The sequence below is a fragment of the Bradyrhizobium sp. USDA 3397 genome (genome assembly GCF_054060965.1).
On sequence record NZ_JBSSDS010000001.1, the window covers coordinates 4,989,333 to 5,003,697 of the forward strand.

Genomic DNA, 14,365 nt, shown 5'->3' on the forward strand with positions numbered 1-14,365 from the left:
GCCCATGCACCGCCGAATCACCGACAAGCTCGTCATCGCCACTCACAATCCCGGCAAGCTCGCCGAGATGAAGGAGCTGCTCGCGCCGTACGGGATCGAGGCGGTGTCGGCAGGCGAGCTTGGCCTCCCCGAGCCCGAGGAAACCGGCAACGATTTCCGCAGCAACGCTGCGATCAAGGCGGTCGCCGCAGCGCAGGCGACCAAGCTTCCCGCCTTCGCCGACGATTCCGGCATCGTCGTCGACGCACTCGACGGTGCGCCGGGAATCTACAGCGCGCGCTGGGCCGGTCCATCCAAGGATTTCAACGCGGCGATGGCGCAGATCGAGCGCCTGCTGCAGGAGCGCGGCGCCACCACGCCGGACAAGCGCAAGGCCCACTTCGTCTCCGCGCTTTGCGTGGCCTGGCCCGACGATCATCGCGAGGAGGTCGAGGCGCGCGTCGACGGCACGCTGATCTGGCCACCGCGCGGCACGGCCGGCTTCGGCTACGACCCGATGTTCCTGCCGGACGGGCACAGCCGCACCTTCGGCGAGATGACCAGCATCGAGAAGCACGGCCTGCCGCCGCTCGGCCTCGGCCTGTCGCACCGCGCCCGCGCTTTTCGGAAACTGGCGGAGATCTGCCTTGAGCCGCGCTAACAAGGATGCGTTTGGCGTCTATGTGCACTGGCCGTTCTGCCTGTCGAAGTGCCCCTATTGCGACTTCAACAGCCATGTCCGCCATGCCGCGATCGACGAGGCGAGGTTTGCCGCCGCCTTCGCGCGCGAGATCGCAACGACCGCCGAACGCGCGCCCGGCCGCGAGGTCACCTCGATCTTCCTCGGCGGCGGCACGCCGTCACTGATGCAGCCCGCCACCGTCGGCGCGGTGTTAGACGCGATCGGCAAGCACTGGACCGTCGCAGGCGACGTCGAGGTGACGCTGGAAGCGAACCCGACCAGCGTCGAAGCCACGCGCTTTGCCGGTTATCGCATCGCCGGCGTCAACCGCGTCTCGCTCGGCGTGCAGGCGCTCGATGACGCCTCGCTCAAAGCGCTCGGCCGCATGCACAGCGCGCGCGAAGCGCTCGATGCCGTCGCCATCGCGCGCCGCGCGTTCGACCGCTATTCGTTCGACCTGATCTACGCCCGCCCCGACCAGACGCCGGCGATGTGGGCGGGCGAGCTGCGGCACGCCATCGATGAAGCGGCCGAGCATCTGTCGCTCTATCAATTGACCATCGAGGAAGGCACGCCTTTCTTCGGCCTGCACCAGGCCGGCAAGCTGAAGACGCCGGACGAAGCGGTCGCCCGCGCGCTCTACGACGTCACGCAGGAGACCTGCGACAAGCTCGGGCTGCCCGCTTACGAGATCTCCAATCACGCGCGGCGCGGCGCCGAGTGCCGGCACAATCTGGTGTACTGGCGCGGCGAGGAATATGCCGGCATCGGCCCCGGCGCACATGGCCGCCTCGACATCGACGGGATCAGGCACGCCACCGCCACCGAGAAGCGTCCCGAGGCCTGGCTGATGCGGGTCGAGACCAACGGCGACGGTGTCGTCAGCGACGAGCTCCTCAACAGCGAGGAACGCGCCGACGAATTCCTGCTGATGGGATTGCGGCTCGCCGAAGGCATCGATCCCGAACGCTACAAGGCCCTCGCCGGCCGCCCGCTCGACCCCCGCCGCATCGCGCTCTTGCGCGAGGAAGGCGCGATCACGGTGGATGCAACGGGACGGTTGCGCGTGACCAGCAGCGGTTTTCCGGTGCTGGATGCCGTGGTCGCGGATTTGGCTGCGTAAGGAACTCTCGTAGGTGGGCAAAGCGAAGCGTGCCCACGCAACTTTCATTATCGAAAGAGATAGTGGGCACGGCGCAAGAGCGCCTTTGCCCACCCTACAGCACCGAGCTACGCCCCAAAGCTCTTCGGCGAGCCCGCCACGGCGACGCCGCCGCCTTGCGTCACCTTCATGACGGCGAGCCCGCGTTCATTCGTGCCATCCGCACGGAAGCGGAACAGGCCGTCGATGCCGGCAAAGCCGGAGGGGTTGGTGAGCACGTCGGAGGAGAAACGCTGGCCGCCTTGCGTGCGGGCCAGCGCGGCAACGAGCGCGACCGCGTCATAGGAAAGGGTCGCGGTGCGGATCGGCTCCGCGCCGTATTTCGTGCGGTAGCGGCCGGAGAAGGCGCGCCAGCCGGCCGGATCGGGCGCGGCGTAAAGGCCGCCCTGCAGCGCGGCGCTGGCATAGACGCGCGGATTGTCCCAAAGGCCGGTGCCAAGCAGCTGGATGTTGCGCAAGTTCGCGCCCGCGGCAGTCATGGCGTCCGCGACTGACACGACGGCATCGCCGTCATCGGCAATGAACAGCGCGTCCGCACTGCCGAGCTGCTGCGCCACGGTGCGCGCCGGCGTGGCGCGATCGGCGCCGTATTTCTCGAACGCGACGATGCGCCCGGCCCGCCGCGGCACCGCCGCCTTCACCGCGGCCTCGACGACATTGCCATAGGCGTTGTCGGGCACCAGCACGGCGAAGGAGCGCTTTCCGATGCCGGCGGAATATTCGACGATGCGGTTGACGTCCGACTCCGGCAGGAACGAGAGCAGATAGACGCCGCGTCCGGCGATGCTGGAATCGGTCGAGAACGCGATCACGGAAATGCCGCGCGTGCGCGCGACCTGCGCCACCGCCGGCACCGACTGTGCGAACAATGGTCCCAAAATGATCTCGGCGCCCTCGTCGACCGCCTGCTGCGCGCCGGCCTGCGCGCCTTGCGGGCTGCCATTGTCGTCCTTGATCAGGAGCTGTATGTTCGGGTTCTGGAACTCGGCCAGCGCCATCTCGGCGGCATTGCGCATCGATTGCGCGGCGAGCCCGGCATTGCCGGCAGCTGAGAGTGGCAGGATCAGGCCGACCTTCACGCCGCCGGTGCCGGCGGTCGTCGCCTGCTGCTGCGGGCCAGCCGGCTGGGCCGGCGGTGCGGAGCTCGAGAACGGGTTGGAGAACTGGCTGAGGCTTTGCTGCACGCCGGCGCAGGCCGACAGCACGGGCGCGCCGAGCAACAGGCCGAGCGCAGTCCGCCGGGTCGCCCCTGGCGATCGGGACCCCGGAAGGTGAGACTTTGGATGACGCGGGCCGACCATGGCAGCTTCTCTTCCGACCCGCCGTCGCCGGCCGATCACGACATTGCTTTCCGCGACACAGGCCGCGGATTCAGGCAGTGTGTCGGCAAATAGTTAACCAAAACAAAAGGATAACAATCGCTTAACGCGGCCGCAATCCCGTCCCGGCTACTCTTCGCCGTCACTCATTCACTCATCAAGGCGGCGTTTCCGTCGCGAATATGGCGCGAGGGCCCCTCCTGCCTCCCGGCGCGATCTCGACCGATCACATTCCCGTCCGTTCCTCGCCCCTCACCCGGATACGATCCTTGGGCACGATCTTTTTCGGCGAGCCGGTTCCCAGCCTTAGCGATCGTGCCTAAGTTGGCTCCATTATGCGCGCAAAGCCGGCCCCGATAAATACGCCTGAAGCTCAAGACGCCGCCTCGCGCGGTTTCTCCATCGATGTCCATCGGCTCGCGGCGCCGAAGGCCGCGCCGGGCCTCCACCTGGTCGCGACTCCGATCGGCAATCTCGGCGACATCACCCTGCGGGCGCTGCAGACGCTCGCCGGCGTCGACGTCATCGCCTGTGAGGACACCCGCATCACGCGCCGCCTGACCGAGCGCTATGCGATCACGGCCCAGCTCAAGCCATATCACGAGCACAATGCGGAGGCCGCGCGTCCCAAAATCCTGGAAGCTCTCGGGCAGGGCGGCTCGGTCGCGCTGGTGTCGGACGCCGGCACGCCGCTGATCTCCGATCCCGGCTTCAAGCTGGTGCGCGAGGTCTGCGCCGCCGGCCATGCCGTGTATGCGCTGCCCGGCCCGTCCTCGGTGCTGGCCGCGCTGTCGGTCGCCGCGCTGCCGACCGACCGCTTTTTTTTCGAAGGCTTCTTGCCGGCGAAATCAGCCGCGCGGCGCAGCCGTCTTACCGAGCTCGTCCGCATCGACGCGACGCTGGTGATGTTCGAGTCAGGCAACCGCGTGCAGGATACGCTGGCCGATCTCGCCGAGATCATGGGACCGCGCGAGGCCGCGATCTGCCGCGAGCTGACCAAGCTGCATGAGGAGATTTCGCGCGCAACGCTGAGCGAGCTGGCGCGCGAGGCTGCAACGCTGGAGACACGCGGCGAATTCGTGCTGGTGATCGCTCCGCCCGCGGCCGACGCCGAGGTTCTGACATCGGACGCGCTCGATAGTCTGTTGCGCGAGCAGCTTGCCGCGCACAGCGTCAAGGATGCCGTGGCGCACGCGGTCGCGTTGTCGGGCCGGCCGCGCCGCGAGGTCTATGCCCGCGCGCTCGAGCTCGCAAAGGATTCGCGGGGCAGCGATGGCGAAGACTGAGATTCCTGCGGAACCGAAGGTCGCGTCGCCCGAGCGCGTCGCAGCGTTCCAGACCGGTATTTCCGCGGAGAGTCGTGCCGCCGCCTACCTCATGGCCAAGGGCTACCGCATTCTCGCCAAACGTTACCGCACGCCGCATGGCGAGATCGACATCGTGGCGCGGCGCCGCAACCTGATCGCCTTCGTCGAGGTCAAGGCCCGCGCCACGCTGGACGAGGCCGCATTCGCCGTGACGCCGCGCCAGCAGCAGCGCATCATCGACGCCGCCCAAGGCTGGCTCGCAGCGCATCCCGAGCATGCCGAATTCGAATTGCGATTCGACGCCATGCTGATTGCGCCGCGCTCGCTTCCGCGCCATGTGTTGGCGGCATTCGACGCCTCGACCTGAAAGGCAGCCCATGAAACTGAACGTCGCCGTCCAGATGGACCCCATCGCCCGCATCAACATCAAGGGCGATTCCACCTTCGCGCTGCTCTTGGAGGCGCAGAAGCGCGGCCATGGCCTGTCTTATTACACGCCCGACAAGCTCTCGATGGTCGGCGAGGAGCTGGTCGCACCGGTTCAGCTCCTGACCGTGCGCGATGAGCCAGGCGACCATTTCACCCTCGGCGAGCCCAAGCGCGAGGCGCTGAACGGGTTCGACGTGGTGCTGCTGCGCCAGGATCCGCCGTTCGACCTCGCCTACATCACCTCGACGCATTTCCTGGAGCGCATCCATCCGAAGACGCTGGTCGTCAACGATCCCGCCTCGGTGCGCAACGCGCCGGAAAAGCTGTTCGTCATGAATTTTCCGCAGCTGATGCCGCCGACGCTGATCTCGCGCGACCTCGATGAGATCAATGCGTTCCGCGACAAGTACGGCGCGGTCGTCATGAAGCCGCTGCACGGCCATGGCGGCGCGGCGGTGTTCCGCGTGATGCCGCAGGACATGAATTTCGGCTCGCTGTTCGACATGTTCTCGGTGACGTTCCGGGAGCCCTGGGTGATCCAGCAATTCATCCCCGAGGTAAAGCACGGCGACAAGCGCATCATCCTGGTCGACGGCGAGTTCGCCGGCGCGGTGAACCGCGTGCCGGCCGCCGACGACCTCCGCTCCAACATGGTGCGCGGCGGCGCGGCGCATGAGACCGAGCTCACCCCGCGTGAGCGCGAGATCTGCGCCACGGTCGGCCCGGCGCTGCGCGAGCGCGGCCTGCTGTTCGTCGGCATCGACGTCATCAACGGCAATCTCACCGAGATCAACGTGACCTCACCGACCGGCATCCGCGCCATCGCACGGCTCGGCGGCCCGGATGTCGCGGCGAAGATCTGGGACGTGATCGAAGCGAAGCGGAAGAAGTAGAGCTCTGCGCGCAGCCCGGATGGGGCGTTAGCGAATCTGAGACGCCCCCCACTTGCACTGGCCCCGGATTACGCTTGCTCTCCATCCCGGCTATGGACGACGCTCGCGGCCACCTCGCACGCTAACGACGTATTCACCATGACGCCGCGCGCGTCGTGCGAACGTACGTGCCCGCGTAGGTGAAACTACGGGGCCGTTGGCCGACCCAATAACGCCGCGTTCACCATCTGCCGAAAACCAGCATCGCGGCCGGCGATCGCGTTCGGCCTCGCAACACCCCTTATACTTTTGCTCCCTACTCATCGACGCGGGGGAACACGCCAGGTGCGGTTCGAGTGCCCCGCGTAAGAGTAGAAGCGTATGAATACCGCACGCATTGTCGTTCTCGTCATCGCTCTCGGCGCCGGCGGCGTCGCTGCATATCTGGCGAGCGGCTATCAGAATCCGCCCGCGGCCGTCCTGCCCGTCGCCGAGAAGCTGCCGACGGTCGAGGTCCTCATCGCCAAGAACGACATCCAGCTCGGCCAGGCCGTGAAGCCCGAGGACCTGCAATGGCAGGCCTGGCCCGCGGCCACCGCCAGCAGCGCCTTCATCCGCCGCGACGGCAGGCCCGAGGCACCGGCGCAGATCGCGGGATCGATCGCGCGCGTGCCGTTGATGCAGGGCGAGCCGATCCGCGAGCAGAAGCTGGTCAAGGCCGAAGGCTCCGGCTTCATGGCCGCGATCCTGCCGTCCGGGATGCGTGCCGTCTCCACCGAGATTTCAGCCGAGACCGGCGCCGGCGGCTTCATCCTGCCGAATGACCGCGTCGACATCGTCCTGACCCGCCGGCTGAAGAATCCGGACGGCGGCAACACCAACGGCCCGACCGGCGGCAACGACCTCATCCTGTCCGAGGTCATTCTCACCAACATCCGAGTGCTCGCGATCGACCAGGCCCCGAAGGAAAAGGAGGGCCAGAACGCGGTGGTCGGCAAGACCGTCACGCTCGAGCTGCGGCCCGACCAGATCGCCACGCTTTCGGCCGCACGCCAGGGCGGCACTCTGACACTCGCGCTGCGCAGCATCGTCGATGCCAACGCAGTCGACGGCACGCCCGAGGACCAGGCGATCAAGCGCCCGGGCGGCGTGAACGTAATCCGTTACGGCGTCCAGGCACGGCAACTGACGTCACAGAAGTGATGGGGACAGCATGAACTACGGGGGTGATCGGACGGGCCTGCGCATTCGGGGGAAGCGCGCGCGCTCGGTCCTGGCGGGGACGATGTTGATGCTGGGGCTGCTCGCGGCTCCCGGCGTCGTCGCTGCCGCGGAAGCGCCGGTCGGCGACCAGGCGCCGATGCAGGCGTCGGATCTCGGCTTATCGTCGGTTGGGACGATCGCACCGGCGCGGTCGCGCTTTCTGTCGCTCGGCATCGGCAAGTCCGTCGTCATCGACCTGCCGCGCGAGGTCAAGGACGTGCTGGTGGCCGATCCCAAGATCGCCAATGCGGTGATCCGCTCGGCCCAGCGCGCCTATATCATCGGCGGCCAGGTCGGCCAGACCAACGTCGTGTTCTTCGCGGCCGATGGCCAGCAAGTCGCCTCCTATGACATCGCGGTGAAGCGCGACCTCAACGGCATGCGTTCGGCGCTGCGCCAGTCGCTGCCGGGCGTCCAGATCGAGGGCGTCGGCGACAGCGTGATGCTGACCGGCTCGGTGTCGAGCCCGGTCGAGGCCCAGCAGGCCGGCGACGTCGCCGCAAAGCTGGTCGGCGGCGCGGACAAGGTCGTCAACAACATCGTCGTGCGCGGCCGCGACCAGGTCATGCTCAAGGTCGTGGTCGGCGAAGTCCGCCGCGACATCGTCAAGCAACTCGGCGTCGATCTCAGCGCCAGCCTGAATGCCGGCACGGCGGTGGTGAATTTCAACAATTCCAACCCGTTCTCAGTCTCTGGCGGACCGATCGTCAGCAGCAATGGGCTCGGCGTCACCGGCCTCGCCAAGGGCGTCGCCACCGTCAACGCCACGATGCGGGCAATGGAAAGCGCCGGCGTCATGCGGACCCTGGCCGAGCCGAGCCTGACCGCGATCTCGGGCGAATCCGCCACTTTCGTCGCTGGCGGCGAATTCCCGATTCCCGGGGGCTATGCCTGCGATCCGGTCACCCACGTCTGTACCACCCAGGTCACCTACAAGAAGTTCGGCATCTCCCTGAACTTCACCCCGGTCGTGCTCAGCGAAGGCCGCATCAGCCTGCGCGTGATGACCGAGGTCTCGGAGCTGTCGAACACCAACTCGATTACGCTGACGCAGTCGGTGTCCGCGGGCTCGACCAACTCGATCACCATTCCTTCGATCCAGACCCGCCGCGCCGAAACCACCCTGGAAATTCCCTCGGGCGGCTCGATGGCGATGGCCGGCCTGATCCAGCAGCAGACCAAGCAGGCGATCAACGGACTGCCTGGTGTCGACCAGGTGCCGATCATCGGCGCGCTGTTCCGCAGCCAGGACTTCGTCAACAACGAGACCGAGCTGATGGTGATCGTGACGCCTTACGTGGTGCGCGCGGTCGCTCAGAAGGAATTGTCGCGGCCCGACGACGGCTTCGCGCCGGCCTCGGACGCACAGAGGGCGCTGCTCGGCAGGGTCAACCGCCTCTATGGCATCGCGAGCCGTGTCGATCCGGTGGCCGGCACGCCGGGCGATTTCGGCTTCATCATCGACTGAGACGAACGGTTTGGGGACCGGGCAAGGCAGGGGCAGGAGGGATCAGGGGATGACGACAACATCAGCCGATCGACGTCGCAATTTGCGGCTCGCACTGGCACTGACGGGCCTCTCCGTCATGCTCGGCGCCTGCAACACCACCGAGATCGTCACCCAGACGGTGCCGACCGATTATCGCCAGCGCCATCCGATTGCGGTGCAGGAAGGCAAGAAGTCGATCGTGATCTTCGTCGGCAAGAGCAGAGGCGGCCTCTCGGCTGCGCAGCATTCGGACGTCGCGGGCATCGCGCGGGACTGGATGCGCGAAGGCACCGGCTCGGTCGTCGTCGATGTGCCGGTCGACACCGCCAATTCGCGCGCGGCCGCCGCAACCTATCAGGAGATCCGCTCGGTGCTCACGTCCGGCGGCGTGCCGTCGCGCGCCATCGTCCAGCGGCCCTATCGCCCTGATGATCCCGGGCTGCTGCCCACCATCCGCCTGAGCTATTCCAAGATCACCGCGGTCGCCGGCCCCTGCGGGCTGTGGCCCGAAGACGTCGGCCCCAACATCCTCAACCCCGGCTACACCGAGAACCGCCCCTATTTCAATCTGGGCTGCGCCAGCCAGCGCAATCTCGCCGCGATGATCGACAACCCGGCTGACCTCGAGCAACCGCGCGCCGAGACGCCCGCCTATACCGCACGGCGCGACATCGCGTTCGATCGCTATCGCAAGGGCACGACGACGACCACCACCTATCCAGAATCCGACAAGGCCAAACTCAGCGATACCGCCAAATGACAGGCATCCACGACGAAGACGCGGACGATCCGCAGCATCCCGAGGAACACATCGCGCCGGTTCCGCGCATTTCGGTGCAAGCCTTCTGCGAGACCGAGCAGACGCTCAAGGCGGTGACGGCGGCTGGCCAGGATCGCCGGCTCGCCAAGGCCCATCTCAGCGCCAAGGACGGCGGCCTCGCCGCGGCGATCGAAGCCTATGAATCGATGCCGACGCCGAACGTGATCGTCATCGAGTCCGACGGCACGCGCGACATCCTCGAAGGACTGGACGATCTCGCCGGCGTCTGCGATCCCGGCACGCGCGTGGTCGTGATCGGCAGCCCCAACGACACCGCGCCCTATCGCGAGCTGGTGCGCCGCGGCGTCAACGATTACGTAGTCGGACCGGTCGAGACGATCGACGTGGTCCGCTCGATCTGCAGCCTGTTTTCGGCCTCCGAGGCCATCATCACCGGCCGCGTCATTGCGGTGGTCGGCGCCAAGGGCGGCGTCGGCGCGTCCACCGTCGCGCATAATCTGGCATGGACCATCGCCCGCGACCTTTCGCTCGATTCCGTCGTGATCGATCTCGACCTCGCCTTCGGCACCGCGGGCCTCGACTACAATCAGGATCCGGTGCAGGGCATAGCCAATGCGGTGCTGTCGCAGGACCGGCCGGACACGGCGCTGATGGAGCGCCTGCTCGCCAAATGCACCGATCGCCTCAGCCTCCTGGCGGCGCCCGCCACGCTCGACCGCGTCTACGATTTCAGTGCCGAAGCCTTCGACGCAGTGTTCGACACGCTGCGCATGACGACGCCCTGCATCGTGCTCGACGTTCCCCATCAATGGTCCGGCTGGACCCGCCGCGCGCTGGTGAACGCCGACGACATCGTGATCGTGGCCGAGCCCGATCTCGCCAACTTGCGCAACACCAAAAACATGCTGAGCGTGCTGAAGGCGGCGCGACCGAACGACCGGCCGCCGCTGTACTGCCTCAACCAGGTCGGCATGCACAAGCGCGCGGAGATCGAGGTCAAGGCCTTCGCCAAGACCATGGAGAGCCAGCCGATCACGGTGATCCCGTTCGATTCGAAACTGTTCTCGACCGCGGCCAATAACGGCCAGATGATCGCGGAGGTCTCCAGGACCCACCGCACCACCGTTCTGTTTCAGAACATGGCGAACCGCCTCGCCGGCCGCGGCGAGGTGAAGAAGCCAAAGCGCTCGCTGCTCGAGCCGCTTTTGAAGAAGCTGAAGGGCAAGTCGGGACGCAGCTCGGCCCCGCATCGCAAGGCGTCTTAGGCGTAGCTTATTTGAGCATGATCTTTTCGGAAAACCGCTTCACACTTTGCGCTGACGCGGCCCTTCGGGTCCGGATCATGCTCTAGGGCGGACTACCTGTCCGCCCGCTGCTGCTTTTTCGCCAGCAGCTGCTTCAGCGCCGCGACTTTGGCCGCGGCCTGGTCCGGCGGCAGATCTGCCTTGACGAGGATTTCGGCCTCGGCCTCGCGACCCTGCAATCCCAGCACGAGCGCCAGATTGGCGCGGACCCGCGCATCGTTCTGATTGCGCTGATGGGCGCGGCCGAGCACCTGTTCGGCCTTCGATAGATTATTCTGCAGCATGTAGGACAGGCCGAGATTGGACAGCACGGTCGGCTCGTTCGGCACGATCTTCAACGCCGCGGCGTAATATTGCTGGGCTTCCTCGTTGCGGCCGAGCTGGTCGAGCACAGCGCCCTGCGCCGACAGGATGCGCCAATCGGGATCCTCGGGCGAATGCGCCCGGCCGAGGACGTCGAAGGCCTGCTGGAAATTGCCGTTGTCGGCGAGCGCGCGGCCGTAGCCGGCGAGCAGCGCCTTGTTGCCGGGACGGGCGAGCACGGCCTGCTCCAGCACTGCGACCGCCTGCGCGCGCTGGCCGCTGCCACGCAGCGCCTTGCCGTATTCGAGAGCAATGGCGGGATCGCTCGGCTTGGCGCGATAACGCTCGCGAAGTGCGTCCATCTCCGGCGTGGGGTCGGCCTTGCTGTCGGACTTGCCGTCAAGCTTGGCGGCGGACTCCCGCTTGCCGCCGAGCGCACCGGTGACGTCGTCGATGCCGGCCGTCTGACAGCCGCCGAGGGCGAGGATCAGGACGGCGGAACACAGATATCCCGCCGGGGGAAAGGCGAGGAACGAACGCTTGGGCATACTCTGATCACTCGGCAACTGATCAGAGATGCTTACCGATTAACGCTAAAGTCCCGTTAAGGAGGGCGCGCGTGTTGAGGTTCAGTCGACGAACTCGGCGCCGAATTCGCAGCCGATGCGCCAGCGCAGGCGGCATTGGCGGGAATAATCAGGCGCGAAGATGATGGTGAACTGCGGCGGCACTTCCAGAAATTCCGCCACCACTTTCACGCCGCCATCCGAAATATCCGTGATCGTGCAATCCCGCGGCAGCGAGCCCGCGCCAAAATGGATCTTGGCGAGGCGGCTGCACACCCGACGTTCGCTTCTCCGGCGATTTGCAAGCATTTGAACTGTTCACCCGTTAGACCACGGCCCATCCCGCAGCCCTAGGAGTAGCGGACATTCGTTGGAATGTGCTGAGGAGAGAAGGTGGCATTCGAGACGTAGTGACGGGACCGCATTTACGCCTGGTTAGGATTTGACGGGCCGCCAAGCGATTGTTCCCGTATTGTTCTTGCGGAAACGGCCGCGCTCTGCTACCCCTAATTGCAGCAATGGGCAGGCTGGTTCGGCATGGTTCAGCGGGTTTCTACCGTCGCCTTTGAGGGGATCGAGGCCCGTGCGGTCGACGTGCAGGTGCAGGTCGCGCCCGGCCTGCCGGCCTTTGCCATCGTCGGCCTGCCGGACAAGGCGGTGTCGGAGGCGCGCGAGCGGGTGCGCTCGGCGCTGATCGCCTCGGGGCTGGCGCTGCCGGCGCGGCGGATCATCGTCAATCTGGCCCCGGCCGACCTCCCGAAGGAGGGCAGCCATTACGACCTGCCGATCGCGCTCGGGCTGATGGCCGCGATCGGCGCCATCCCGCCGGATGCGCTGACCGGCTTCACCGTGCTCGGCGAGCTCGGTCTCGACGGCTCGATCGCGCCGGTGGCCGGCGTCCTTCCCGCCGCGATCGGCGCCAATATGCGCGAGGAAGGACTGATCTGCCCGGCGTCCTGCGGCTCCGAGGCGGCGTGGGCGAGCCCGGACATCCAGATCATTGCCGCACACTCGCTGATCCAGATCGCCAACCATTTCAAGGGCACCCAGGTGCTGTCGCGGCCGACGCCGAAGGTGCACGAGGCCGCCGCCTCGACGCTCGACCTGCGCGACATCAAGGGCCAGGAAAGCGCCAAGCGCGCGCTGGAGATCGCGGCCGCCGGTGGGCACCACCTGCTTATGCGGTGTCCTTTTGATTTCAGATCGATTGGCCACCTCGTGATGTCCTTTAGATTCAGCTTTACCGTTTCTTGAGTATCAGTCGGCGGACAACAGACCAGGGCCTTTAAGAGCCAGCAGCCATTTTCGTATTTCGGCCTCTTCCTGCGGGTCCTTGAGCAGAACCGGCTCGCTCTGCAACCTTGAGTGTGCCCAATTCAGCGCGAAATAAAGCTGCCTCATGAGAGCGTTTTTGATCTTCTCGGGTTCAACAGATTTGACCAAGTCGACAATGGGGTGAGACTTGGCGATCAGCTTGATGCACACGCCTTGAAGATGGTCGTTCGGGTTAAGCCGCTTCTGCTCATAAGCAGCCTTTAGCAAGATTCGGTACTGGGGGATGTCCCAGGACTTTGAGCGAGAGTGTCTTCCGTAGTGGATTTCAGCGAACAACCCCAGAAGCAAATACCAGCTGATTTGATACTGGGGATCTAGATCTGATTGGTCGAACAGCTCGGCTAGGGGCCCATCCAGATTGCGAAATGGATCGGCCATAAGTTCGTCCCCCTTCACCTCGCACCCGACCCAGTCCTTTAGCCTGCTATCTATGCGGTCCCTATATGGCTTCGTCGTCATCAAGCCCTCCCCAAATTGTAGCCACAACCCATTGAAATAGCTGAATTTTTCTATTTTTTTCCAGGCCACACTCGATCCTTCAAAGCCCAGACATGAAACTCGCTTTGCCCAAATAAACAAGGAGCGAAAGATACATGTCAAAGACTGTCCGACCCAGCGGAATGACTCCATCCACTGCAGCCCGCGGCGTCCGGCCGAGCGAACCTCACAGGCCGAACCTCGTCGTCCGCATTCGTAAATTGCAAGGCTCGACCGCAACGAAGTCAGTAGCGACGAGGATTATTCCGACCATTCGCGAAATGATGTGCAGCAAGCTTCGAGTGCTGTACCTCGTCCAGCACTCGCCCGAGAAGATGGCGGCTTTGTCTGCCGCTGACGGCGAGCATCACGTCCGCTCACTTTCGATCCAATAGGGGGACGAGAAATGTCCACCCTCATCGATACCGACGTCGCGGTTTCCCCTCCCGCATCGGCCCCGCGTCCCTCCCAACCCACCAATTTCTTCGCCGATCTTGAGCAGTTCAAGGTCGACATGAAAGAGGCGGGGCTCGAAGGGGCGGAGGAGGTCCTGTCTTCTGTCAGCGTTCGAAAGCCGCCGGCAGAAGATTATGTACGGGTTCATCCCGATCGAGAGATGACAATCACGGTTGCGCTGCACGAGAGCAGGGACGGCTATACGAGCGAATATTTTATCGTCATGCCGAAGATGCTCAGCACCATGATTGGCTTGCGCGGAGCATTCTATGCCCAACTGTACGTGACCGTGACCCGTTCAGGCAGCGCGATGCTGTGGCCTGTCAAGTTGCCGACCGGTGGCGCTGGGAACCCTTGGTACGAGAGCGCATTGCATGGAGCAGAGCTGGCGAAAGCGAACTGGATTCGCATCTTCGCCGACGCTGGGCAAAAGCAATATCGCATCATGAAAGCTCTTGGTGAAAACAATCCGCCAAAGTTTCCGAACAAGCCGATGAACGAGCTTCTTGAGATCGCCTTCAAGAATCACGTTATCGATAACGACGATCATCCCATTTGCCGCAAGCTCCGCGGCGATTTCCGGTGACTGTTCAAGCAATTGGGGGCGGCCTTGAGGCCGTCCCCTTTAAGTACGTCTACTG

At 65.2% G+C, this 14,365-nt stretch carries 14 protein-coding genes and 1 pseudogene; 11 read left to right on the forward strand and 4 right to left on the reverse strand.

Annotated elements, in window-relative coordinates:
* Window positions 1-4: 4 nt before the first annotated feature.
* Both rdgB and hemW read left to right on the forward strand, forming a co-directional pair.
* A complete protein-coding gene (gene rdgB / locus ACVWYQ_RS23040) occupies window positions 5-640 on the forward strand; it encodes an RdgB/HAM1 family non-canonical purine NTP pyrophosphatase (RefSeq protein ID WP_275500417.1) in 636 nt (211 codons plus the stop codon).
* Window positions 627-1,784 carry a radical SAM family heme chaperone HemW gene (hemW, locus tag ACVWYQ_RS23045; RefSeq protein WP_404544936.1) on the forward strand — a complete coding sequence of 386 codons (1,158 nt, stop codon included), beginning with the start codon at window positions 627-629 and terminating at the stop codon, window positions 1,782-1,784. The genes rdgB and hemW overlap by 14 nt, the downstream gene beginning before the upstream one ends.
* 107 nt (window positions 1,785-1,891) lie before the next feature.
* On the opposite strand, the gene ACVWYQ_RS23050 is transcribed toward hemW, so the two are convergent.
* Entirely contained in the window at window positions 1,892-3,124 is a 1,233-nt protein-coding gene (locus tag ACVWYQ_RS23050; RefSeq protein ID WP_404544938.1) for a penicillin-binding protein activator, read from the reverse strand.
* A gap of 353 nt (window positions 3,125-3,477) precedes the next feature.
* On the opposite strand from ACVWYQ_RS23050, the gene rsmI reads away from it, so the two are divergent.
* The 7 genes from rsmI (at window position 3,478) to ACVWYQ_RS23085 (ending at window position 10,548) form a co-directional block, all read left to right on the forward strand.
* Window positions 3,478-4,428, forward strand: coding sequence for a 16S rRNA (cytidine(1402)-2'-O)-methyltransferase (gene rsmI / locus ACVWYQ_RS23055; protein WP_271543288.1), 951 nt, complete (start codon window positions 3,478-3,480; stop codon window positions 4,426-4,428).
* Window positions 4,415-4,816, forward strand: coding sequence for a YraN family protein (locus ACVWYQ_RS23060; protein ID WP_036003220.1), 402 nt, complete (start codon window positions 4,415-4,417; stop codon window positions 4,814-4,816). The genes rsmI and ACVWYQ_RS23060 overlap by 14 nt, the downstream gene beginning before the upstream one ends.
* Window positions 4,817-4,826: 10 nt before the next feature.
* Entirely contained in the window at window positions 4,827-5,771 is a 945-nt protein-coding gene (gshB, locus tag ACVWYQ_RS23065; protein WP_404544940.1) for a glutathione synthase, read from the forward strand.
* Window positions 5,772-6,131: 360 nt separating this feature from the next.
* Window positions 6,132-6,953, forward strand: a complete 822-nt coding sequence (gene cpaB / locus ACVWYQ_RS23070; protein ID WP_275511735.1) for a Flp pilus assembly protein CpaB — start codon at window positions 6,132-6,134, stop codon at window positions 6,951-6,953.
* 10 nt (window positions 6,954-6,963) lie between these two features.
* A complete protein-coding gene (locus ACVWYQ_RS23075; RefSeq protein ID WP_157285177.1) occupies window positions 6,964-8,481 on the forward strand; it encodes a type II and III secretion system protein family protein in 1,518 nt (505 codons plus the stop codon).
* 49 nt (window positions 8,482-8,530) lie between these two features.
* Entirely contained in the window at window positions 8,531-9,262 is a 732-nt protein-coding gene (locus ACVWYQ_RS23080; RefSeq protein ID WP_157285176.1) for a CpaD family pilus assembly protein, read from the forward strand.
* Window positions 9,259-10,548, forward strand: coding sequence for an AAA family ATPase (locus ACVWYQ_RS23085; protein WP_404544942.1), 1,290 nt, complete (start codon window positions 9,259-9,261; stop codon window positions 10,546-10,548). The genes ACVWYQ_RS23080 and ACVWYQ_RS23085 overlap by 4 nt, the downstream gene beginning before the upstream one ends.
* 92 nt (window positions 10,549-10,640) lie before the next feature.
* On the opposite strand, the gene ACVWYQ_RS23090 is transcribed toward ACVWYQ_RS23085, so the two are convergent.
* Window positions 10,641-11,438 carry a tetratricopeptide repeat protein gene (locus ACVWYQ_RS23090; protein WP_157285175.1) on the reverse strand — a complete coding sequence of 266 codons (798 nt, stop codon included), beginning with the start codon at window positions 11,436-11,438 and terminating at the stop codon, window positions 10,641-10,643.
* An 81-nt stretch (window positions 11,439-11,519) separates the two neighbouring features.
* Entirely contained in the window at window positions 11,520-11,765 is a 246-nt protein-coding gene (locus ACVWYQ_RS23095) for a PilZ domain-containing protein (RefSeq protein WP_018644993.1), read from the reverse strand.
* A 228-nt stretch (window positions 11,766-11,993) separates the two neighbouring features.
* On the opposite strand from ACVWYQ_RS23095, the pseudogene ACVWYQ_RS23100 reads away from it, so the two are divergent.
* Window positions 11,994-12,638 (forward strand): annotated as a pseudogene (locus ACVWYQ_RS23100) (magnesium chelatase domain-containing protein); the annotation flags it as partial.
* 75 nt (window positions 12,639-12,713) lie between these two features.
* On the opposite strand, the gene ACVWYQ_RS23105 reads toward ACVWYQ_RS23100, so the two are convergent.
* Window positions 12,714-13,319: a hypothetical protein gene (locus ACVWYQ_RS23105; RefSeq protein WP_456726400.1), complete on the reverse strand. Its 606-nt coding sequence runs from the start codon at window positions 13,317-13,319 to the stop codon at window positions 12,714-12,716.
* Window positions 13,320-13,674: 355 nt separating this feature from the next.
* Here ACVWYQ_RS23105 and ACVWYQ_RS23110 point away from each other — a divergent pair, with 355 nt between their 5' ends.
* Window positions 13,675-14,310, forward strand: a complete 636-nt coding sequence (locus ACVWYQ_RS23110; RefSeq protein WP_456726401.1) for a hypothetical protein — start codon at window positions 13,675-13,677, stop codon at window positions 14,308-14,310.
* The last annotated feature ends 55 nt before the right edge of the window (window positions 14,311-14,365 follow it).

Excerpts from the sequence above, each read along its gene's own strand:
- ACVWYQ_RS23110 (WP_456726401.1), top strand. The coding sequence starts at position 13,675 with ATGTCCACCCTCATCGATACCGACGTCGCGGTTTCCCCTCCCGCATCG.
- ACVWYQ_RS23080 (WP_157285176.1), top strand. The coding sequence starts at position 8,531 with ATGACGACAACATCAGCCGATCGACGTCGCAATTTGCGGCTCGCACTG.
- cpaB (WP_275511735.1), top strand. The coding sequence starts at position 6,132 with ATGAATACCGCACGCATTGTCGTTCTCGTCATCGCTCTCGGCGCCGGC.
- rsmI (WP_271543288.1), top strand. The coding sequence starts at position 3,478 with ATGCGCGCAAAGCCGGCCCCGATAAATACGCCTGAAGCTCAAGACGCC.
- ACVWYQ_RS23060 (WP_036003220.1), top strand. The coding sequence starts at position 4,415 with ATGGCGAAGACTGAGATTCCTGCGGAACCGAAGGTCGCGTCGCCCGAG.
- gshB (WP_404544940.1), top strand. The coding sequence starts at position 4,827 with ATGAAACTGAACGTCGCCGTCCAGATGGACCCCATCGCCCGCATCAAC.
- ACVWYQ_RS23085 (WP_404544942.1), top strand. The coding sequence starts at position 9,259 with ATGACAGGCATCCACGACGAAGACGCGGACGATCCGCAGCATCCCGAG.
- rdgB (WP_275500417.1), top strand. The coding sequence starts at position 5 with ATGCACCGCCGAATCACCGACAAGCTCGTCATCGCCACTCACAATCCC.
- ACVWYQ_RS23050 (WP_404544938.1), bottom strand. The coding sequence starts at position 3,124 with ATGGTCGGCCCGCGTCATCCAAAGTCTCACCTTCCGGGGTCCCGATCG.
- ACVWYQ_RS23095 (WP_018644993.1), bottom strand. The coding sequence starts at position 11,765 with ATGCTTGCAAATCGCCGGAGAAGCGAACGTCGGGTGTGCAGCCGCCTC.
- ACVWYQ_RS23090 (WP_157285175.1), bottom strand. The coding sequence starts at position 11,438 with ATGCCCAAGCGTTCGTTCCTCGCCTTTCCCCCGGCGGGATATCTGTGT.
- ACVWYQ_RS23075 (WP_157285177.1), top strand. The coding sequence starts at position 6,964 with ATGAACTACGGGGGTGATCGGACGGGCCTGCGCATTCGGGGGAAGCGC.